Raw genomic sequence first — 22,040 nt, 5'->3', positions numbered from 1 at the left:
TTTACTCACCGCGATAAATACATCCTGCTGTACACGTCTCTTTCACCATCACCGCAGATAATAATGGCAATGACGGTTTTACTTGTTGCCAAATCCATTTTGCCAGCACTTCGCTGGTCGGATTTTCTAGGCCTTCAATTTCATTAAGATAGTAGTGATCTAGGCGCTCAAGAGTAGGTTTAAATGCGGCTTTCACATCAGCAAAATCAATAAGCCAACCTGAATGTGGATCAACTTCACCTGTTAGTTCTAATCTAACAAGAAAAGAGTGCCCATGAAGACGCCCACATTTATGGCCTTCAGGAACATGTGGTAAATGGTGGGCAGCTTCAAACTGAAAATCTTTAAAGATGGTGGTTGTCATCAAAACTCTCTTGACTTAATTAGTAAAAAAAAGACACAAATAGAACGAAGGTTACCAGTGTAGCCGATTTAGCGTATCACGCCTAATCTCCCTTAATCTTAATGGCTTCTTATGTTCCTTTTTGCTTATTCATTATATTGATAAAGGAAACCAATAAATAAATTTAGCATTTAAGGTTATTAGATAGAGCCAACAGGTCTTTAATTCACTATCTAGTCGTGGGATACCCTCTCAATATTAGAAATATTATCAAAGAACAATAAAGCACAGATAAGTGCTTTGCTTTTTAAGGCAGGATAAATGAGCAATCAACCTCCATTATTATCAATGCTTCCATTAACATCGGAGCAATTGAGTAAATTACAGGATGCAACAAAAGATCTTTCAACAGCGCAAATTGCGTGGTTATCTGGCTATTTGTGGGGACAGCTTAATCCTTCGGTCGTACCGACATCGACAACGGTTACCTCTGCACTAGTGCCAGAGCAGGAAACTATTACATTGATCTCTGCTTCTCAAACAGGTAATGCACGTCACCTTGCAGAACAGTTACGAGATAATTTGGTTGCTCATAAATTGAATGTGGAACTATATTCCGCAGGTGAATATAAGTTTAAACAGCTTCATAAAACTACAACCTTGATCATCATTGTATCGACTCAAGGCGAGGGCGATCCTCCTGAAGAAGCGATAGCTTTTTATAAATATCTGAACACTAAAAAAGCTGCTGAAATGAAAGAAACGGCTTATGCAATATTGAGCTTAGGTGATTCTTCATATGAGCATTTTTGTAAGGCTGGAAAAGATTTTGATGAGCGAATTGCACAACTGGGCGCAACACGTTTATTACCAAGAGTTGATGCGGATGTTGAATATCAAGCTGTTGCGGATGAATGGATAGAGCAGCTTACAACGCTCTTAAAAGCAAGAGTGCCCGCACAACGTACGCAAGTCTTACAACAAACACAGTCAGGTACGACGGATACGATTGAGGCCTCGCTTTATCATCGAGATGCGCCTTTTACTGCTACCTTACTGACTAATCAAAAAATCACAGGCAGAAATTCAGATAGAGATATTCGCCATATTGAAATCAGTCTTGAAGGCTCTGATTTGCAATATCAACCGGGTGATGCGCTAGGCGTTTGGTTTAATAATTCCCCTGAAAAAGTGGATGAACTTATTACCTTGTTATGGCTGAAGGGGGATGAACCTGTTACGTTAAAATCTCAAACATTTACCTTAAAAGAAGCGTTACTGTACCATTGTGAACTCACTCAAAATAGCGCACCTATCGTAAAAGCCTATGCCCAATTGACGCGCCATGAAGATCTATTGTCATTGGTGTCTGATAAAACCAAGCTTCAGCAATATGCAGATAAATACCCTATTAATGAGATGGTACGCCAATATTGTGCTCAACCCACTGCACAAGACTTTGTTGATATTTTACGTCCACTTACGCCTCGTCTTTACTCTATTGCATCGTCACAACAAGAAGTCGAGGACGAAGTGCACCTTACTTTAGGGGTTGTACGTTACGACGTTAATTCCCGTACTTATACCGGCGGAGCCTCAGGTTTTTTAGCGGATAGATTAAAAGAAGGCGATAGCGTCAATGTTTTTATCGAAAAAAATGCACATTTTCGTCTACCTGAAGATAACACGGCACCTGTCATTATGATTGGTCCAGGTACAGGTATTGCTCCTTTTAGAAGTTTTATGCAGCAACGTGAAAATGACGCAGCAACAGGTAAAAACTGGTTATTTTTTGGTAATCCTCATTTTGTAGAAGATTTTCTCTATCAAGTGGAATGGCAACGTTATGTTAAAAACGGTCTGTTAACTCATATCGATTTAGCATGGTCACGAGATCAAGCACATAAAATTTATGTACAGGATAAATTGCGTGAGCGTGGTAATGAGATTTGGCAATGGTTACAGCAAGGTGCTTATCTTTATGTCTGTGGTGATGCTTCACGAATGGCAAAAGATGTTGAACAGGCGTTGTTAGATATTGTGATGGAGTATGGCAATAAAAATATTGAAGAAGCAGATGAATACTTAAGTGAGCTACGCCTAGAACGGCGTTATCAGAGGGATGTCTATTAATGAAATCACATACTCAAGCGCCCTTAGTGGTTGAAGGTAAACTAGCTGATAGTGAACGCATGAAAAAAGAGAGTCACTTTTTACGCGGTACTATTACAGAAGACTTACAAAATGGTTTAACGGGTGGTTTTGAAGGCGATAACTTTCTATTAATTCGTTTTCATGGCATGTATCAACAAGATGACAGAGATATTCGCGCTGAACGAGCAGAGCAAATGTTAGAACCTCGTCATGCGATGATGCTACGTTGCCGTTTACCTGGTGGCATTATTTCGCCTAAACAGTGGCTTAGTATTGATAAGTTTGCAACTGAAAATACGCTTTATGGCAGCATTCGTATTACTAATCGTCAAACATTTCAATTTCATGGCATTTTAAAAGGCAATGTAAAACCCGCACATCAGATGCTGGCTGCAACAGGGCTTGATGCTCTAGCAACAGCAAATGATGTTAACCGTAATGTGTTATGTACTTCAAATCCAGTGCAGTCTTCATTACACCAAGAAGCGTATGAGTGGGCAAAAAAAATATCAGAGCACTTATTACCGCGCACCCGTGCTTATGCGGAAATTTGGTTAGATAAAGAGAAAGTTACAACAACAGATGAAGAGCCTATTTTGGGAGAAACCTATTTACCGCGGAAGTTTAAAACCTCGGTAGTGATCCCGCCTTATAATGATGTTGATCTTCACGCTAATGATATGAACTTTATTGCGATTGCTGAAAACGGGCACCTAGTTGGTTTTAACGTGCTTGTGGGGGGCGGTCTTGCAATGACGCATGGCGATAATAATACCTTTCCTCGTTTAGCCAGTGAATTTGGTTATATTCCTATTGAGAATACCTTGGCTATTGCCGAAGCGATAGTGACAACTCAACGTGACTGGGGAAATCGAACCGAACGAAAAAATGCAAAAACAAAATACACATTGGAACGTGTTGGCGTAGAGACGTTTAAACAAGAGGTTGAGCGCCGTTCTGGAGTGACTTTTGATACTATTCGACCTTATGAATTTACCCATCGAGGTGATCAAATTGGTTGGTTAAAAGGCGTTGATGATAAATGGCATCTTACTTTATTTATTGAAAGTGGGCGGTTGATTGATACGCCTGATGCTCCATTAAAAACGGGAGTTGCGGAAATTGCCAAAATTCATCAGGGTGATTTTAGACTGACTGCCAATCAAAATTTGATTGTGGCAGGAGTGCCTGAGAATGAAAAAGCCAATATTGAAGCAATCGCTCGTCGATATGGTTTGATTAATAGTCAAGTTACGCCACTGCGTGAACATGCGATGGCATGTGTGTCTTTTCCAACGTGCCCATTGGCGATGGCAGAAGCTGAGCGATTTTTACCTTCATTCACCGATACTCTTGATAGCTTAATGACAAAACATGGTATGAGTGAAGAGCATATTGTGGTTCGTGTAACTGGATGTCCAAATGGTTGTGGTCGAGCTATGTTGGCAGAAGTTGGGCTGGTGGGTAAAGCTCCTGATCGCTACAACTTGCATTTAGGGGGAGATCGCATTGGAACACGCATCCCTAGAATGTATCGTGAAAATATTACCTCGCAAGAAATCATTGCGATATTAGATCCACTGATTGGTGAATGGGCGGTTTCTCGTCATAACAATGAAGGCTTCGGTGATTTTCTTATTCGTACCGATGTTGTTAAACCAGTACTGAATTCGGCAATTGATTTTTATGAAGTGCAGGAGGCGATATGAGCCTAGTTCAGCTTGCTTCATTAAAACAGCTACCTGTTGAAGATCAGACACATGCTTTAAGCCAGATTAATCAACAGTTAGAGCAATTAAGTGCTATTGAACGGGTTACTTGGGCTTTAGAACATTTACCTAAAGCCTATGTATTAAGTTCTAGTTTTGGTATTCAGGCAGCGGTATGTCTGCACTTAATTACTCAACAATATCCTGATATCCCGGTGATTTTGACTGATACAGGTTACTTATTTCCTGAAACCTATCAATTTATTGATAGGTTGACTCAACAGTTACAACTTAATTTGAAGGTCTATCGAGCTGAAATATCTTCATCTTGGCAAGAAGCGCGTTACGGCAAACTTTGGTTAGAAGGTATTGATGGTATAGAGCGTTATAACCAGATAAACAAAGTAGAGCCAATGGAAAGGGCACTAAAAACATTACAGGCTCAAACATGGTTTGCAGGCCTTCGCCGACAACAAGCTAAAAGCCGTGAACATTTACCTGTGCTTTCAATCGCAAAAGGGATCTTTAAGTTTTTACCCATAGTAGATTGGGATAATAAGAAAGTTTATCAATATCTTAAAGAAAACGACTTACCTTATCACCCTTTATGGGAGCAAGGGTATCTCTCTGTGGGAGATACTCACACAACTCGAAAATGGGAAGAGGGTATGAGTGAAGAAGAAACACGATTTTTTGGTTTAAAACGTGAGTGTGGATTACACGAATAACGTCATTATCTACTCATAAATCATTGGGGGAATAGCGCTTGTCTATTGCCCTCTTTGTCATTTTTAAAATTATAACCATTTGAAAATATTTTATTTTTCCTTATTCCTTTCTGTTCCATCACATAGCTTTTTGTCATTTCATAACCCCTAGAGCACCTTTTATAGTCGTTAGTTATAAAGTGAACAACGAAGGTGAAATGCGCGTATGGATTACCTACCCTTATTTGTGGAATTAAAAGAACGCCCAGTGTTATTGATTGGTGGTGGTCATGTTGCTGCGCGTAAAGCTTTACTGTTATTAAGAGCTGGCGCTTACTTAAGAGTGATTGCACCTCAGCTGTGTGACGAATTACACCTTGCTTATCAGCAAGGGAAAATTGAGTGGGTATCAGCTAAATATCAACCAGAACATCTATCTGGAATGATGCTGGTGATTGTAGCAACTGATGACAGTGTGCTTAATCAGCAAGTTTATCTTGATGCACAAGCACGGAATATTTTTGTCAATGTGGTGGATTCACAACCTCAATGCTCATTTATCTTCCCCGCCATTATCGATAGAAACCCTATTTTGATTGCGATTTCATCTGCCGGAAAAGCACCCGTTTTAGTGCGTATGATCCGCGAGAAATTAGAAGCCTTATTACCAAGTTCATTAGGTTCAATGGCAACAATTGCTGGAAAATGGCGCAAAAAAGTGAAACAGCATTTAGAGACTTTCCAGGCTCGTTGTCGTTTTTGGGAGCAAGCCTTTAGTGGTCAATTCGCCTCTTTAGTAGCAAGTGATCAATTAGCACAAGCTGAAGCGTTGCTTGAGCAACAATTGAAACAAAAAGAGATCCAACAAGGCGAGCTTGCATTAGTTGGAGCAGGCCCTGGTGATGCAGGATTATTAACACTGCGCGGTTTACAGGTTATTCAACAAGCCGAAGTTGTACTCTATGACAGTTTAGTGAGTCCAGAGGTTTTAGAGCTTGTTCGTCGTGATGCTGACACCATTTGTGTAGGTAAAAGAGCGGGGCACCATAGTGTTTCTCAAGAGGAAATCAATGCATTGATCGTGAAATATGTGCAACTTGGTAAACGGGTTGTCCGATTAAAAGGTGGTGATCCGTTTATTTTTGGGCGTGGTGGAGAAGAAATTGAAATTGCTATCGCACATGGTATCCCTTTTCAAGTTGTACCGGGGATCACGGCAGCAAGTGGAGCAAGTGCTTATGCGGGGATCCCTTTAACGCATCGACAATATGCTCAAAGTGTCACTTTTATGACTGGGCATTGTAAAGCAGATGGAATTGAGCCGGATTGGGCATCATTAGCGCAAGCTAATCACACTCTCGCTATTTATATGGGGACAGCAAAAGCCGAGTTTATTAGTCAGCGTTTAATCCAACTTGGGCGTTCTCCATTAACACCTATCGCGGTAATTAGTTGTGGTACTCGTCGTGATCAGCAAGTTTTCACAGGAAATCTAACACAATTAGCACAGTTAGCCGAAAAAGCGCCAACCCCTGCCTTATTAATTGTGGGAGAAGTTGCGGCGCTACATCACCAACTTGCCTGGTTTGGTGACAGGCATGCTTATCAATCCTTGTCGTCACTCCATTCACCTTTAGTTCATTTTGCCTAAATGAGGTTGTTATGAATGAAACACAATTAACGCATCTTCAGCAATTAGAAGCAGAAAGCATTTATATTCTGCGAGAAGTTGTCGCTGAATTTGAAAATCCCGTCATGCTTTATTCAATAGGCAAAGATTCTTCGGTGATGTTGCATTTGGCTCGCAAGGCGTTTTATCCCGCGAAATTACCTTTTCCTTTGTTGCATGTTGATACTGGTTGGAAATTTCGAGAAATGTATGAGTTTCGAGATAAAACGGCTAAAGAATATGGTTTTGATCTTAAAGTTTATCAAAATCCACAAGGCGCAGAACTGGGGATCAATCCATTTATTCATGGTAGTGCAAAACACACGGATATCATGAAGACCGAAGGGCTAAAACAAGCCTTAGACAAATATGGTTTTGATGCGGCATTTGGTGGTGCGCGTCGTGATGAAGAAAAATCACGAGCTAAAGAGCGTATTTATTCGTTTAGAGATAGAAAGCATCGTTGGGATCCGAAAAACCAACGACCTGAATTATGGAAAAATTATAACGGACAGATTAATAAAGGTGAAAGTATTCGTGTATTTCCACTATCTAACTGGACGGAACTCGATATTTGGCAATATATCTATTTAGAGAATATCGACATAGTTCCTCTCTATTTTGCCAAAAATAGACCGGTGATTGAGCGTGATGACACCTTAATTATGGTAGATGATGACAGAATTGATCTAAAACCGGGTGAAGTGATTACACAGCAAAAAGTGAGATTTAGAACATTAGGGTGCTGGCCATTAACGGGTGCTATTCCTTCACAAGCAGAAACGCTACCCGCCATTATTGAAGAAATGCTGATTTCCACCAGCAGTGAACGACAAGGGCGCTTAATTGACAGTGATCAGTCGGCCTCAATGGAACTGAAAAAGCGCCAAGGTTATTTTTAATTGGAGGAAATATGGGACTTTTAGCTGTAAAAACGAATCAACTTGTCGCGGGTGAAATTGCACAACAGGGTGGTGTAGAGCGCTATCTTAAAACTCAACAAAATAAAGGATTACTGCGATTTCTAACCTGTGGAAACGTCGATGATGGAAAAAGTACATTAATAGGACGTTTACTTCATGACACAAGGCAGATCTATGAAGATCAGCTTTCTACATTACAAAATGAAAGTAAGAAGATCGGCACTCAGGGTGAAAAGCTCGATCTGGCTTTGCTGGTGGATGGATTAGCTGCAGAAAGAGAGCAAGGGATCACTATTGATGTTGCCTACCGTTATTTTTCAACTTCAAAGCGTAAGTTTATTATTGCTGATACGCCCGGACATGCGCAATATACTCGCAATATGGCGACAGGAGCATCAACAAGTTCACTTTCTATTCTGTTGATCGATGCTCGAAAAGGTGTACAAGAACAAACACGACGCCACAGTTTTATCAGCACACTCCTTGGGATCCGCCACTTGATTGTTGCAATTAATAAAATGGATCTGGTGGATTATCAACAAGCGACATTTGATTCGATCCAACGAGATTATTTGCATTTTGCTGAGCAGCTTCCAACAGATCTCACCATTGAATTTGTGCCCATTTCTGCTCTTGATGGTGACAATGTGGTTTCCCCTTCATTGAATATGCCTTGGTATCAAGGAAAAACGTTACTTTCATTATTAGAGGATGCACCTGTTAAATTGGGTTCAGATGTTCAGGCACTGCGTTTCCCAGTGCAATATGTGAATCGTCCAGATTTAGATTTTAGAGGATACAGCGGTACGGTGTCTTCAGGAGTGCTTTACCAAGGGCAAAAAATCAAAGTATTACCATCAGAAAAACATACAACGATTAAACGTATTGTTACTTTTGAGGGGGATTTAACGCACGCTAAGGCAGGACAAGCAATCACACTGGTGATGGCTGATGAAATTGATATTAGCCGTGGAGATATCATTGTTGATGATAAAGATACAACTGCCAATATTAGCACTTATGCGTTAATTGACGTAGTGTGGATGTCAGAGCAGCCTTTAGTACAAGGCCATATTCTAGATATCAAAATTGCAGGTAAAAAAAGCCGTGCCAAAATAGAGAATATTCATTATCAAGTGGATGTAAACAAACTCACCCAACAAGTGACAGATAGCTTAAGTTTAAATGCCATTGGTAGCGTTGACGTCTCATTTGAAGAGCCATTGGTGCTGGATAACTATCAAGCCAATGCAGATACTGGAGGATTAATTTTTATTGATCGGCTAAGTAATGTCACTGTAGGCGCTGGGCTTATTCGGGAAACGAGAGATAATTCGATCCAAACTATGACGCAATACGATGCTTTTGAAGTCGAGTTAAATCAGCTTATTCGTCGCCATTTTCCCCATTGGGGAGCGAGAGATCTTCTTGGAGGAAAATAGAGGTGATAAGTAACGATATTGTTTGGCATCCTCATAAAATTGGATTAAATGAACGCGAATCACAACAAGCGCACAAAGGATGTGTGCTTTGGTTTACGGGGTTATCTGGCTCAGGTAAATCTACACTTGCTGATGCGCTAGAACAAGCGCTTTATCAGTATTCACAAAAGCATTCTCCCATTCATAGCTATTTATTAGACGGGGATAATTTACGTCATGGATTATGTTGTGATCTTGGATTTAGCGCAGAAGATAGACACGAAAATATCCGCCGAGTGGGGGAAGTCGCTAAATTGATGGTCGATGCGGGGCTTATTGTCCTAACGGCTTTTATCTCGCCTTACCAAAAAGACAGACAACATGTTAGAGAGCGCTTTGAGCAAGGAAGATTTATTGAGATCTTTGTTGATACCCCACTTTCTATTTGTGAAGCCCGTGATCCGAAAGGGCTTTATCAAAAAGCAAGACGTGGTGAGATAAAGCAATTTTCAGGGATAGATTCTCCTTATGAACCGCCTATTGATCCTGAATTACATTTAGATGGCACGCGTTCTATAAGTGAACTCATCCAACAAATCCTCACCTATCTACAACAAAACCAAATTTACCGTTAATTTTATGGTGATATGAAGTTATCTCTGCACGAGCCTTCCAGAAAAAGGGGAAATGTGTAGAGATAATGTATGCAATTAGAGCGAAAATGCTTTAATTAGGCATATCATTTAAAACACATCTCACGCTTTAATTACGCATTTATTATTTATACATTAATCTCATAACTCTTCATCTGAATAAGAAAAAATCAAACCTTAGTCTGAATTTTATAGAAGTTATCCATGTTTATAGTGAGAAGAATAGGAATAATAATGTAATATATTCCAGCACTTTTGTGGCGTCTGTGGTTGAGTTGTGGGATGATTAGCCCATTAATCTTGGGGGTGGTAATGGGGAAATTAACAGTCTTACTTCTGATTTTACTTGGTTGGCTACAATATTCATTGTGGTTAGGTAAAAATGGTATCCATGATTACAACAAAGTAACTCAAGAAGTTGAATCTGCATTGGCGCAAAATACGCAACTAAAAGAGCGTAATGATCGTCTATTTGCAGAGATTGATGACCTCAATGGCGGGCAAGAAGCGTTAGAAGAACGTGCTCGTAGTGAATTAGGAATGATAAAGCCTAATGAGGCATTTTTCCGTATTGTGAGTGATAAATCTCAACCACGTCGTTAATTTATTGAATTAATAGTGTGTCCTGATACAAATACCATAATGAATATAACAAACTCTACTCTTCCTATTGTTGCCGTTATTCCTGCGGCCGGTATTGGAAGCCGAATGCAGTCAGTCTGCCCAAAACAATATTTGAAGATTGGTGGATTGACTATTCTTGAACATACCATTAATGCCCTATTAAAACACCCACGTATAACGCGAATTATCGTGGCTATCAGCCCAAATGACAGCTATTTTCACACGTTACCTTTAGCGCAAGATGAAAGAATAATTACGGTTAATGGTGGGGGGGAACGTGCTGACTCTGTATTGTCAGGTTTAGAGTATGTCACTCAACATTTTTCTGAAAATACTTGGGCGTTAGTACATGATGCGGCAAGACCTTGTCTGCATTTTGGCGATCTTGATCATCTTATAAAATTAATTGATGAAAACGTTATGGATCCACAATTTTGCGGTGGCATTCTTGCGACGCCTGTTCGCGATACAATGAAACGTAGTCATCAACAAGATAATCATATTGAACAAACTGTAGAAAGAACAACCCTATGGCATGCTTTAACGCCACAATTTTTTCCTGCATTGTTATTAAAACAAAATATAGAGGATGCACTCTCACAAAAAGCAACGATCACTGATGAAGCCTCAGCGATGGAGTTTGCTGGATATGAACCTTTATTAGTTAAAGGTCGTGCAGATAATATCAAAGTTACTCAGCCAGAAGATTTAGCGCTCGCAGAGTTTTTCCTCTCACGCCAAATCACCAGTATAAGGAACACATAATAAGATGAGAATTGGACACGGTTACGACGTACATAAATTTGGCGGTGAAGGTCCTATTGTTATTGGCGGCGTCAGAATTCCTTATGAACAAGGGTTGTTAGCTCACTCTGACGGCGATGTAGTATTACATGCGGTAACAGATGCTATTTTAGGCGCGGTAGCGATGGGTGACATTGGCACATTGTTTCCTGATACAGATCCGGCATATAAAGGTGCAGATAGCCGTGTACTCCTTCGTGAAGCGTTTTCTCGCGTAAGAGCAAAAGGTTATCGAATTGGCAATTTAGATGTCACGATTATTGCTCAAGCACCAAAAATGCTACCTCATACACCGCAAATGCGCGTCAATATTGCTGAAGATCTTGATTGTCATATTGATGATATCAATGTGAAAGCCACCACAACAGAAAAGCTTGGATTTGTTGGTAGAAAAGAAGGCATTGCCTGTGAAGCTGTTGTTTTATTAATGAAAGAGTCATTATCTGAATGAGCGATTTACTCCCCGAACTTCATTGGTTACATGGAAAACCACAAGCAACAGGCTTATTAAAGTCGATTCCTGAAGATTTCATTGTCTGTGAAGATCTTGGTTTCACCCTTGATGGTGAAGGCGAACATGTCATGGTGAAAATCAGAAAAACAGGTTGTAACACGGCTTTTGTTGCTGAAAAATTGGCAAAGTTTGTTGGGATCCATCCTCGTGATGCTAGTTACGCTGGATTAAAAGACAGAAATGCCGTTACTGAACAATGGTTTTGCCTGCGAATGCCGGGTAAAGAGATGCCTGATTTTAGTCAACTGGTTTTAGAGGGTTGCGAAATTCTAGAAACCACTCGCCAACAACGTAAATTACGCATAGGAACCTTAAAAGGTAATCACTTTAGATTGGTGTTACGAGAAATTTCTGATCGTGATTTTGTTGATACTCGATTGACACAAATAAAAGCGAAAGGTATTCCTAACTACTTTGGTACTCAACGATTTGGTCGTAATGGTGATAATTTACGGCAAGCTATGCGTTGGGCAACAGACGAAATCCGCGTAAAAGAACGAGGAAAACGTAGCTTTTATCTCTCCGCTGCTCGTAGTGCAATGTTTAATCATCTTGTCAGCAAAAGATTGGAATGTGATTTATATTCAAAAGTGATACTTGGTGATGCAATGCAACTGCATGGAAGAGGGAGTTGGTTTGTTGTTGATGAAGCTGAACTGGCTCAAACACAAATTCGTTATGAAGAGCATGATGTTCATATTACCGCACCTTTGCCGGGTAAAGGTGATTTAGGTACACAATCACAAGCATTGGATTTTGAAACAGAAAATCTGGCAGAATATGAAGCATTTTGGTCGCTGGCTCGACAAGAACGAGTTGATAATACAAGACGTGCTATCAATGTATTACCAGAAAATATGTCATGGAGTTGGTTAGACGACACAACTGTATCTCTGTCATTCTTTTTACCAGCAGGAAGCTTTGCAACTAGCGTTGTACGTGAATTAATTTTATTAGGGAATGATGATGCTGAAAATATTGGTGAGTAATGACGATGGTGTGATGGCGAAAGGGATACAGACCCTCGCTAAAGCATTGCGTCAGCGTTATGATGTACAAATTGTTGCACCTGATCGCAATCGTAGTGCTGCATCTAATTCTTTAACCATTGACAGACCTTTACGTAAGCAAGAGCTTGATAATGGCGATATTGCGATTGTTGAGGGGACACCAACAGATTGTGTTTATCTTGGTGTAAATCATTTAGTGCGTCCTCGTCCTGATATTGTGGTTTCTGGTATTAATCATGGCCCTAATTTGGGTGATGATGTTATTTATTCAGGTACTGTTGCAGCAGCAACAGAAGGGCGTTTTTTAGGTTTGCCAGCCATTGCTGTTTCACTTGATGGTGAAACGCACTTTGAGACAGCTGCTCAAGTCACTTGTGAAGTCTTAGCCATGTTACAACAAGTACCTTTAAGAGCGGGAAATATTCTCAATATTAACGTACCTGATATTCCTCTTGATGAAGTAAAAGGTTTTCGTATTACACGTTGTGGTAGCCGTCATGCTTCACAACATGTTTATACACATACCGATCCTAGAGGAAATAATCTTTATTGGATTGGGCCTCCAGGTGAAAAAAATGATGTAGGTCCCGATACAGATTTTGCTGCTGTTGACGAAGGTTATGTTTCGATAACCCCATTACATGTCGATTTAACAGCCTATAATGCACTCGATTTACTACAAAATTGGTTAAATAAAGCAGAGGTCAAAAAAACATGTTAAGTCGGTCAATGAAAGACTTACTGACAATGTTAAAACAGCATGGCATCAAGGATGAGAGCCTGTTGGAAGCAATGAGTAAAGTACCAAGAGAGCTTTTTATTGATGAAGCGCTTTCTCATAAGGCTTACGAAAATACGGCTTTGCCTATTGGCAATGGGCAAACTATTTCACAGCCTTATATTGTTGCCAAAATGACAGCGCTACTAGAATTACAAAGTACGGACTCTGTATTAGAAATTGGTACGGGTTCGGGATATCAAACTGCAGTATTAGCAAATTTAGTCCATCATGTTAGTTCCGTTGAGCGTATAAAAATATTGCAATGGCAAGCTAAACGACGTTTTAAACACCTTGATTTACATAATATTTCGACACGTCATGGTGATGGATGGGAGGGCTGGTCATCAAAAGCCCCGTTTAATGCGATAATAGTGACCGCATGTGCAACAGAAGTACCGCAACAGTTATTGATGCAGTTAGCCGATGGTGGCAGGATGATAATACCTGTCGGTGAACAACAACAAATACTGAAGTTTATCCGACGTTTAGGTAATGATTTTCACTATCAATCTATAGAAACCGTTAGATTTGTTCCTTTAATTGCAGGCGAGTTAGCATAACTTCCAGATAAATCTGACCGTTTTTTATTACTGCTTTTTAATAGCTTGTCGTAATCTGCACTAATAAATGAAACATTTTCAAAAAATTGCAGTCTTTTTGTTTAACTCGACAAATTGCTAGATGCTAATGCCTTTTTAAAGGGAGAAGGAAGTATGAATTCAGAAAGCCCAATTAAGCATGTCCGCTGGGCAATCATGTGTTCGGTAATTGGATTTGCATTAACAGGCTGTGCAGATACACCTTATCGTCCTGCGCCAATTACCTCTGTAAATGATAGCTCTTCAAATAATACGGTATCAACCGCACCTGTGATGACTAACAGTAATGCGACACCGATTGAAAGAACTACCCCCTTACAATCGTCACCTCCTCCTTCTATTAAGGTGAACTCTGCTTCGTCTAATGGAGGCATGGAACAACCTCAAAGTCAGTCTCGTTCTCAAACGTCAGTTGTAGCTCAAAATGTAAACACTGATGGCTCTGGACGCATTGTGTATAACCGTAACTATGACAGTATTCCGAAAGGAAACTACAACGGTAACACGTACACAGTAAAACGGGGTGATACTATGTTCTATATCGCTTGGATAACAGATAGTGATGTAAAAGAACTAGCATCAATGAATAACATCCCAGAACCTTATAGCTTAAACGTGGGACAGGTGTTGAATATCGGTAACCGTCAGGTTAATACGGGAACTAATACCAATGTCAATACATCAGTTATTAATCAATCAAGTAGTGCGGGTGTCCAAACGGCACATACCAAGCCAACAAACAATGGTGCTATGGGACCATTGATTACTAAACCTACAACAACACAACCAAAGACCACAACTCCGCCGCCGACAACAAATACAAATACTACAACTTCGGCAACGCCAGCACCAACGGCTGCTTCTGGTAAGTGGATTTGGCCTGCTCAAGGTAAGATCATCGAAAGTTACTCAAGTGCTCCTGGTGGCAATAAAGGTATCGATATCGGTGGTACAAAAGGCTCACCAATTGTTGCAACAGCTGCAGGTAAAGTGGTTTATGCGGGGAGTGCATTACGTGGTTATGGTAACCTTATTATCATTAAACATAATGACGAATACCTCAGTGCATATGCACATAACGACACTATTTTGGTGCGAGAACAGCAGAATGTGAATGCGGGTCAGCAAATTGCCACAATGGGTAGCTCTGGAACCAGTTCTGTCCGACTACACTTTGAGATACGCTATAAAGAAAAATCACTTAATCCAATGAGTTATTTACCTAAGAAATAGATAAGTAATTTTTTATATGTATAGCGAATAATCCTAAAGTTAAGCCCTCTTCTTTACAAAAAGAAGAGGGCTTTTTTTATCTGTAATTAATTAATATATTGAAAAAAAATAATTTTCATCTAGGTAAAACTGCTTATTTGAAGGTTATTAAAAATGAGAGATCAATATAAAATTATTGATAACGTTAAATTAGACAGTTGATTATCAACCAATGAATGCGTATGCTAAAAATTGTTATATAAAAAATGAATAAAGATTCACTGTTATTAAAAGATGGACTATAAAATAACTCATTGTTTAGGTGGGAATTTTCTTTATTTGATTATCTTTTTAATAATAGTATGTAATATTAATTGTTGGATATTATTATGGGTTTTTATTTGTTTTTTTAGATGTAAATAGTCACAAATAGTACATCAAATAGAGTACTTTCACGTATAGATAAATATACGTGAAATATAATAAAAAAACTGTTAATAACCTGCACTCAATAGTTAAGTTATATATTGAATAAATAAAGAGTAAAATTAACAGTAAAATAGATTATGTTATCTTTTATTTTGTAATTCGTTACAAGGGAAAATCAGTAAACCCGTTGTGTCGTGACACAGCGATAAACTGGTAAACAGGCTTTAATTATGGTCGTTTACCTAAATTATCAAGGGTAGGAGCAGCTGATGAGCCAAAGTACGCTAAGAGTAGACGAGTTATATACAGATGAAATTGAAGAGAACATGGAAGAGTTCGATGAAGTTGCTGCAAAAGAGACTGAGAATGAGTCTGATGCTCAAGATGAAATTGAACTTATTGAAGGAGTCAATCAGCGTGCGCTCGATGCAACTCAGCTTTATTTAGGAGAAATTGGTTATTCTCCGTTGCTGACCGCTGAAGAAGAAGTTTTCTTTGCCCGCAGAGCGTTGCGAGGCGATATTCCTTCAAGACAACGAATGATAGAAAGTAACCTACGTTTAGTTGTTAAGATATCTCGTCGTTATACAAACCGAGGTCTGGCCCTGCTTGATTTAATAGAAGAAGGGAATTTAGGACTTATTCGTGCAGTTGAAAAATTCGATCCTGAAAAAGGTTTCCGTTTTTCAACTTATGCGACATGGTGGATACGTCAAACCATTGAACGTGCCATTATGAACCAGACTCGTACTATCCGCCTTCCCATTCATATCGTTAAAGAGCTGAATGTTTATTTAAGAACGGCAAGGGAATTAGCACATAAACTCGATCATGAGCCTAGTGTTGAGGAAATTGCGCAAACATTAGATAAACCAGTCGAAGATGTGAGTAAGATGCTACGTTTAAACGAACGTATTACTTCTGTTGATACCCCAATTGGTGGTGATTCAGATAAAGCATTACTTGATATTATCTCTGACGAAAACGAAGAAGGGCCGGAAGCAACAATTCAAAATAATAACCTCAAGGAAAATATCATAAAGTGGTTATTTGAATTGAATCCAAAACAACGTGAAGTATTGGCTCGTCGTTTTGGATTATTAGGCTATGAAGCAGAAACTTTAGAAGATGTTGGTAGAGAAATTGGTCTGACAAGAGAAAGGGTTCGTCAGATTCAAGTTGAAGGACTACGTCGCTTAAAAGACATTCTACAAAGTCAGGGATTATGTATTGAAGCACTTTTCAAAGCATAGTTAGCCACTGATTTTCGTTTATAGCTTTAATTGACATATTGTTATTACCAAAGCCGATTAGTAGGGTTGCTAATCGGCTTTTCTTTATCTTGTATTATGTGATTCAAAACGCTAAAACAAGAGCGCAATCTTGCACCTCGTTAGCCTGATGAAAGTGATAAAGTAAGATATGAAAGATTATTTTTTAAGCGTCAAACTAGAGCGTTGCGATTTTAACCAAAGTAAAATCTCTCCGAAGGGAATGGTGAGATTAATAGCATCAGGTAAAAACTTCTATTTTAATGAAGAAGATTTTGCTAATTCTCAAGATTTTCTTAAACGATTAAAACAAGGTGATGAGCTTAAAATCTGTGCCGAGTTATTGAAAGATGGCAGTTTCTGGGTGCAATGGATTTATCATGATACAAAAGGAAGGCTTGAGCCTGAAAGAAAATTCACGCTAACAGAAAAACAACAAAAATGGTTATTGCTTGCATTTATTCTGACGTTTGTTGGCAGTTATTGGAGTTATTTTTCGATTCTTCATCTTGACGTGAACTTTTTTATCGTTGTTTCCATGGTTATTGCATTCGGTGCGATGATGATGGGTATTAGTTATATTGGAGAAAAGGCTTATCGTTACTTTCAGCGCACCAGACCTAAACATAGAAAGAGAATAAAGGCGTTAGATAAAGTCATCGCTAAACAAGATATTATTGCATCTGATGGTGAACAACTGATTATTCCTAATATAAAAACAATACCATTACTAAAGTGCATGACTACTCGTAAAAAAACAACTATTCCTATAAAAGACAGCAAAGTACAACGCGTTAGAGGAAAAATAAAACTTCATCATGTTGATAGAATTAAAGTACATTCTCGTAATAGCGAGAGTGTAATAATTCAAATATCCTGTCTAATTGATAAACATCCTTTTGTATTAAGTTATAGAGAGCGATTATTTTATTCTGATCATAATTTGTTTCTTGCTGATGATGATGTTGTTGAATTGTTTTTTTGGCAAGCAGAAGATAAGTGCTCAGGGCCTGTTGTCTTGGGGATTTATAATCATACAGATAATGGCGCTTATTCAATTTCAGGACAAATGTATATTGGGCATCAACGTACTAAGCGATTAGCATTGTTAATTACAGGCTTGATCAGTGCCTTTATTTTTTCTATTTTTGCTATTTTATCTATTTCGGATGTTTACGATAATGGTAATTATTGGGATAAATGGGATTGGTTCTTTATTGGTGATACCTTTTTAGGAATGGGGATCATCTTTAGCTTAATTATCACTGGATTTGCTTTTTTAATTGCCTTGTTTTCGAATCTTTATATTTTATTATCAGAAAAAGGTAATAGCAGTTATCAAACCTATTTTTTGCTTCAACAGCAATGTGTTGAAAATAAAAAAACGGTTTATGTTACGGAGTTAAGTCAATGAATCCTTTTTTCCGTAAGCCTTTTATTATTATCACTAGCTTATTTATTTTAAGCTTAGTGCTTTTTTATGGTGTACTTTTTCATGGTTTTGCCACTAAGTGGCAATGGAAAAATGAAAATGCCTCGGCGTTATCGTCATTTCCCTATTCTCGTTATGATTTACGTAAAACCTTTAATTCATCAAATGGTATCCTAATTAAAACTGAATCTGATAGTGGGCGATATGACGTAGATATTTATGGTCGACTGTACCGCCAAGATAATCAGCGAAAATATACGCTGTACTATTCTGATAAAGAAGGCACGCGATTTGTATTACAAGGGCAAGGTAGCTTTTACAACGCTTATTGTGCTTTTGATAAATGTGTTTTATTTACAGAGCAGGGACGTCAACATATAGATTTAGCAGAGTTTACAGTAGCAGATTTAATTCCTTGGCAAGAAACTCACGATGGTCATTATCGTTTTCCTTTAACATTAATTGGTGGAAAATTACTCTTTTCACAAACAACATCACAATTAGTCTTAGTTGATAATAAGACGATACTGACAAGTTTAGATGAAGGTGAAAGTTGGGAATATTCAGTTAATACAGAAGATCTGGTAAAGCAGTATTACGCTGAAGATTTCGGTGAATTTACACAATTTCATTATGCCCTTTCAGGTGATTCCCTTATTATTTTTTATAATCATCATTACACAACAAACACGTTAGAAATTACGCTCAATTTAGTCAATAAAGAAGTAACACAAACACGCTGGCTTCCTTTGCGTGTGAAAGAAGTTGCTCAAAATGATAAAGGTGAGATTTATTTAATTGCTCAACAAGCATCTCGTGATCTCTATTCTGTTGTTCAACGTCAAGCTGATGGAAATTTAGAAACTTTCTATGAAAGTGGTTATAAATATCTAAATGATTTGATGATAAGTAATGATGATTTGATTTTAAATAAAGGCCATAACGATGATAAAGTTACGCTGGTTTTTTCATTAAAAACAAAAAAATATACTTCTTATGAGAAAATTAATGACGATATGATGTTTAATCCAGCTTTATCTTCGTTTATTCGTTTATTTGACAATTACGGCGATGAAGATACTTTATTGTTATTGGGAGAACGACTTAAATATAGCCATGCTTCAATTAAGTAGAGTTATCTTTATCTTTGATTAAATCGTTATAAAAATGGCGCTATGGAAATAAACATTGCGCCATTTTTCATATTTACCATGATGGCTTATTTTGCCATCTCTTTTAAACGATAAAGTTGTTCTAATGCTTGTCGTGGTGTTAGAGCATCCGGATCGATTTTATCCAATGCTAATTCAATAGCAGAGGGCTCAGCTTCTGTTAATAACATCAGTTGTGATGTTTCAACATGGCCAGCGCCAGTGTGGCCGGATAGCAATTCAAGCTCTTTTAACTTCTGTTTAGCACGGCGGATCACCTCTTTTGGAACCCCCGCTAACGATGCCACAGCTAAACCATAGCTTTTACTTGCTGCGCCTTCTTGAACACTGTGCATAAAGGCAATAGTATCGCCATGTTCAACAGCATCTAAATGAATGTTTGCAGTACCTTCAAGTTTTTCAGGCAGTGTGGTTAATTCAAAATAGTGGGTTGCAAAGAGTGTCATTGCTTTAATACGATTTGCTAAGTTTTCAGCACAAGCCCAAGCTAGCGATAATCCATCATAAGTGGATGTACCTCGACCAATTTCATCCATTAAGACTAAGCTGTTTTCCGTCGCATTATGTAGGATATTGGCCGTTTCTGTCATTTCAACCATAAAAGTAGAACGACCAGAAGCAAGATCATCAGAAGCCCCTACACGCGTAAAAATACGATCGACTGGACCAATTAAGGCTTTTTCAGCAGGTACAAAGCTACCAATATAAGCAAGTAAAGTAATTAATGCGGCTTGGCGCATATAAGTACTTTTCCCTCCCATATTAGGGCCTGTAATGATCAATAAGCGACGTTGAGGTGCTAATTGTAATGGATTAGAAATAAAGGGTTCGCTAAGAACTTGTTCAACAACAGGGTGGCGTCCCCCTGTAATTTGAATACCTGTTTTTTCACTTAATTCTGGGCGAGTGTAATTTAATGATTCTGCACGCTCAGCAAGATCCGCGAGAACGTCCGTTTCTGCTAAAGCTTCAGCACTAATTTGTAATGCCGTAAGGTGAGGTAATAGTTTTTCAAAAATCTCCTCGTAGAGCATTTTTTCGATAGCTAATGCCTTACCTTTAGAAGTTAATACCTTGTCTTCATACTCTTTTAATTCAGGAATGATGTAACGTTCAGCATTTTTCAATGTTTGACGACGAACGTAGTGCATAGGCACTAAATTACTTTGTCCACGACTGACTTGAATGTAATAGCCATGTACACCATTAAAGCCAACTTTAAGTGTATCAATACCCCATTTTTCTCGTTCACGAATTTCAAGTTTATCAAGGTAATCACTTGCGCCATCGGCTAATGCTCGCCATTCATCTAATTCAGCATTATAGCCTGAAGCAATAACACCACCATCACGGACTAATACTGGTGGTGTTTCAACAATGGCATTTTCAAGTAATTCACATAATTCATCAAACTGACTAATACGCTTTTGTAATTCTTTAATGTAAGGCATATCAGTTTGTTCAAGTACTTGATGAATATCGTGATACTGCTGAAAAGCATGACGCATACGAGAAAGATCACGAGGGCGTGCTGAACGTAATGCTAAACGAGCTAATACACGCTCTAAATCACCAACTTGGCGTAAAAAAGGCTGTAATTCAAAATAGAGAGGCTGTAATGCACTAATTGCATCTTGTCGTTTAACGAGTTGTTCACGCTGGCGTAATGGTGTGTGTATCCAACGTTTTAGCATACGGCTTCCCATTGGGGTTACACAAAGGTCGAGGACGGAGGCCAGTGTGTTATCAGTACCTCCAGCAAGATTTTGTGTTAATTCTAGATTACGACGAGTTGCCGCATCTAAAATAATGGAATCTTGAGGGCGTTCCATCGTGATGTTACGAATATGAGGCAATGCTGTGCGTTGTGTATCTTTCACATATTGTAATAAGCACCCAGCAGCGCAGAGTGCTAAATGTGCATTCTCAACACCAAAGCCCGTTAAGTCACGAGTACCAAATTGCAGATTCAGTTGTTGCTTTGCTGTCTCTAGTTCAAATTCCCAAATAGGGCGGCGACGCAAGCCTTGCTGGCGCTCAATCAGTGCCATTGATTCAAAAGTTTCTGGATAGAGTAATTCAGCTGGATGGGTGCGTTGTAATTCGGCAATCATGCTTTCACTATCGGGCATTTCCGTAACACGGAAACGTCCAGATGTGATATCCAATGTTGCATAGCCAAATGCACCATTTTTATCTTGCCAAATAGCGGCTAAAAGGTTGTCTTGGCGCTCTTCAAGTAAGGCCTCATCAGTGACAGTACCAGGTGTAACAATACGGATAACTTTGCGCTCAACAGGGCCTTTACTGGTTGCAGGGTCGCCTATTTGTTCACAAATAGCGACGGATTCCCCTAGTTGAACTAATTTAGCAAGATAGTTTTCAACAGCATGATGTGGAACCCCCGCCATGGGAATAGGTTGTCCTGCGGACTGGCCTCGTTTTGTTAATGAAATATCTAATAAGCGAGAGGCTTTTTTAGCATCATCAAAAAACAGTTCATAAAAGTCACCCATACGATAAAACAGTAAAATTTCAGGATGCTCTGCCTTAAGTTTAAGGTACTGTTGCATCATTGGTGTGTGGGATTCGAAATTTTGGTTGTCAGTCATT

General features: G+C 38.9%; 19 protein-coding genes. 17 read left to right on the top strand and 2 right to left on the bottom strand.

Annotated features, from left to right (window positions below; all coding sequences use genetic code 11):
* Position 1: 1 nt before the first annotated feature.
* Entirely contained in the window at positions 2 to 367 is a 366-nt protein-coding gene (gene queD / locus DK858_RS13405; protein WP_109397850.1) for a 6-carboxytetrahydropterin synthase QueD, read from the bottom strand.
* A gap of 297 nt (positions 368 to 664) precedes the next feature.
* On the opposite strand from queD, the gene cysJ reads away from it, so the two are divergent.
* From cysJ to DK858_RS13320, 17 genes are all read left to right on the top strand, one after another.
* On the top strand, positions 665 to 2,476 hold the full coding sequence (gene cysJ / locus DK858_RS13400) for an NADPH-dependent assimilatory sulfite reductase flavoprotein subunit (RefSeq protein ID WP_109397849.1): 1,812 nt from the start codon (positions 665 to 667) through the stop codon (positions 2,474 to 2,476).
* Positions 2,476 to 4,206 carry an assimilatory sulfite reductase (NADPH) hemoprotein subunit gene (cysI, locus tag DK858_RS13395; RefSeq protein ID WP_109397848.1) on the top strand — a complete coding sequence of 577 codons (1,731 nt, stop codon included), beginning with the start codon at positions 2,476 to 2,478 and terminating at the stop codon, positions 4,204 to 4,206. The genes cysJ and cysI overlap by 1 nt, the downstream gene beginning before the upstream one ends.
* Entirely contained in the window at positions 4,203 to 4,934 is a 732-nt protein-coding gene (locus tag DK858_RS13390; RefSeq protein ID WP_109397847.1) for a phosphoadenylyl-sulfate reductase, read from the top strand. Before cysI ends, DK858_RS13390 begins: the two co-directional genes overlap by 4 nt.
* Before the next feature lie 205 nt (positions 4,935 to 5,139).
* On the top strand, positions 5,140 to 6,564 hold the full coding sequence (gene cysG / locus DK858_RS13385; protein ID WP_109397846.1) for a siroheme synthase CysG: 1,425 nt from the start codon (positions 5,140 to 5,142) through the stop codon (positions 6,562 to 6,564).
* A gap of 11 nt (positions 6,565 to 6,575) precedes the next feature.
* A complete protein-coding gene (gene cysD / locus DK858_RS13380) occupies positions 6,576 to 7,484 on the top strand; it encodes a sulfate adenylyltransferase subunit CysD (RefSeq protein WP_109397845.1) in 909 nt (302 codons plus the stop codon).
* Between the two features lie 11 nt (positions 7,485 to 7,495).
* Complete coding sequence (gene cysN, locus DK858_RS13375) at positions 7,496 to 8,947, top strand: sulfate adenylyltransferase subunit CysN (RefSeq protein ID WP_109397844.1); 1,452 nt, start codon at positions 7,496 to 7,498, stop codon at positions 8,945 to 8,947.
* Positions 8,944 to 9,561 (top strand): adenylyl-sulfate kinase, encoded by a 618-nt coding sequence (gene cysC / locus DK858_RS13370; RefSeq protein WP_369961159.1) that lies wholly within the window; start codon positions 8,944 to 8,946, stop codon positions 9,559 to 9,561. Before cysN ends, cysC begins: the two co-directional genes overlap by 4 nt.
* Before the next feature lie 330 nt (positions 9,562 to 9,891).
* Entirely contained in the window at positions 9,892 to 10,182 is a 291-nt protein-coding gene (gene ftsB / locus DK858_RS13365) for a cell division protein FtsB (RefSeq protein ID WP_228407317.1), read from the top strand.
* 39 nt (positions 10,183 to 10,221) lie between these two features.
* Positions 10,222 to 10,968, top strand: coding sequence for a 2-C-methyl-D-erythritol 4-phosphate cytidylyltransferase (gene ispD / locus DK858_RS13360; RefSeq protein ID WP_109397841.1), 747 nt, complete (start codon positions 10,222 to 10,224; stop codon positions 10,966 to 10,968).
* A 4-nt stretch (positions 10,969 to 10,972) separates the two neighbouring features.
* On the top strand, positions 10,973 to 11,458 hold the full coding sequence (gene ispF, locus DK858_RS13355; protein WP_109397840.1) for a 2-C-methyl-D-erythritol 2,4-cyclodiphosphate synthase: 486 nt from the start codon (positions 10,973 to 10,975) through the stop codon (positions 11,456 to 11,458).
* Complete coding sequence (gene truD / locus DK858_RS13350; RefSeq protein WP_109397839.1) at positions 11,455 to 12,510, top strand: tRNA pseudouridine(13) synthase TruD; 1,056 nt, start codon at positions 11,455 to 11,457, stop codon at positions 12,508 to 12,510. Before ispF ends, truD begins: the two co-directional genes overlap by 4 nt.
* The gene (surE, locus tag DK858_RS13345) at positions 12,488 to 13,252 is read left to right on the top strand and encodes a 5'/3'-nucleotidase SurE (RefSeq protein ID WP_109397838.1); all 765 of its coding nucleotides are present in this window, start codon (positions 12,488 to 12,490) and stop codon (positions 13,250 to 13,252) included. The genes truD and surE overlap by 23 nt, the downstream gene beginning before the upstream one ends.
* Positions 13,246 to 13,872, top strand: coding sequence for a protein-L-isoaspartate(D-aspartate) O-methyltransferase (locus tag DK858_RS13340; protein ID WP_006534074.1), 627 nt, complete (start codon positions 13,246 to 13,248; stop codon positions 13,870 to 13,872). Before surE ends, DK858_RS13340 begins: the two co-directional genes overlap by 7 nt.
* A 153-nt stretch (positions 13,873 to 14,025) precedes the next feature.
* Positions 14,026 to 15,144 (top strand): murein hydrolase activator NlpD, encoded by a 1,119-nt coding sequence (gene nlpD, locus DK858_RS13335; protein WP_109397837.1) that lies wholly within the window; start codon positions 14,026 to 14,028, stop codon positions 15,142 to 15,144.
* Positions 15,145 to 15,821: 677 nt separating this feature from the next.
* The gene (gene rpoS, locus DK858_RS13330) at positions 15,822 to 16,805 is read left to right on the top strand and encodes an RNA polymerase sigma factor RpoS (protein ID WP_109397836.1); all 984 of its coding nucleotides are present in this window, start codon (positions 15,822 to 15,824) and stop codon (positions 16,803 to 16,805) included.
* A 169-nt stretch (positions 16,806 to 16,974) separates the two neighbouring features.
* Complete coding sequence (locus DK858_RS13325; RefSeq protein ID WP_109397835.1) at positions 16,975 to 18,237, top strand: hypothetical protein; 1,263 nt, start codon at positions 16,975 to 16,977, stop codon at positions 18,235 to 18,237.
* Positions 18,234 to 19,388: a hypothetical protein gene (locus DK858_RS13320; protein ID WP_109397834.1), complete on the top strand. Its 1,155-nt coding sequence runs from the start codon at positions 18,234 to 18,236 to the stop codon at positions 19,386 to 19,388. Before DK858_RS13325 ends, DK858_RS13320 begins: the two co-directional genes overlap by 4 nt.
* A gap of 86 nt (positions 19,389 to 19,474) precedes the next feature.
* Here the strand turns inward: DK858_RS13320 and mutS are convergent, their stop codons facing one another.
* Positions 19,475 to 22,039, bottom strand: coding sequence for a DNA mismatch repair protein MutS (gene mutS, locus DK858_RS13315; RefSeq protein ID WP_109397833.1), 2,565 nt, complete (start codon positions 22,037 to 22,039; stop codon positions 19,475 to 19,477).
* Position 22,040: the final 1 nt, after the last annotated feature.

The organism is Proteus faecis, assembly GCF_003144395.1.
GTDB lineage: Bacteria > Pseudomonadota > Gammaproteobacteria > Enterobacterales > Enterobacteriaceae > Proteus > Proteus faecis.
Note: the sequence above shows the minus strand (reverse complement) of the source record. Positions and strands in the feature narration are given on the sequence as shown.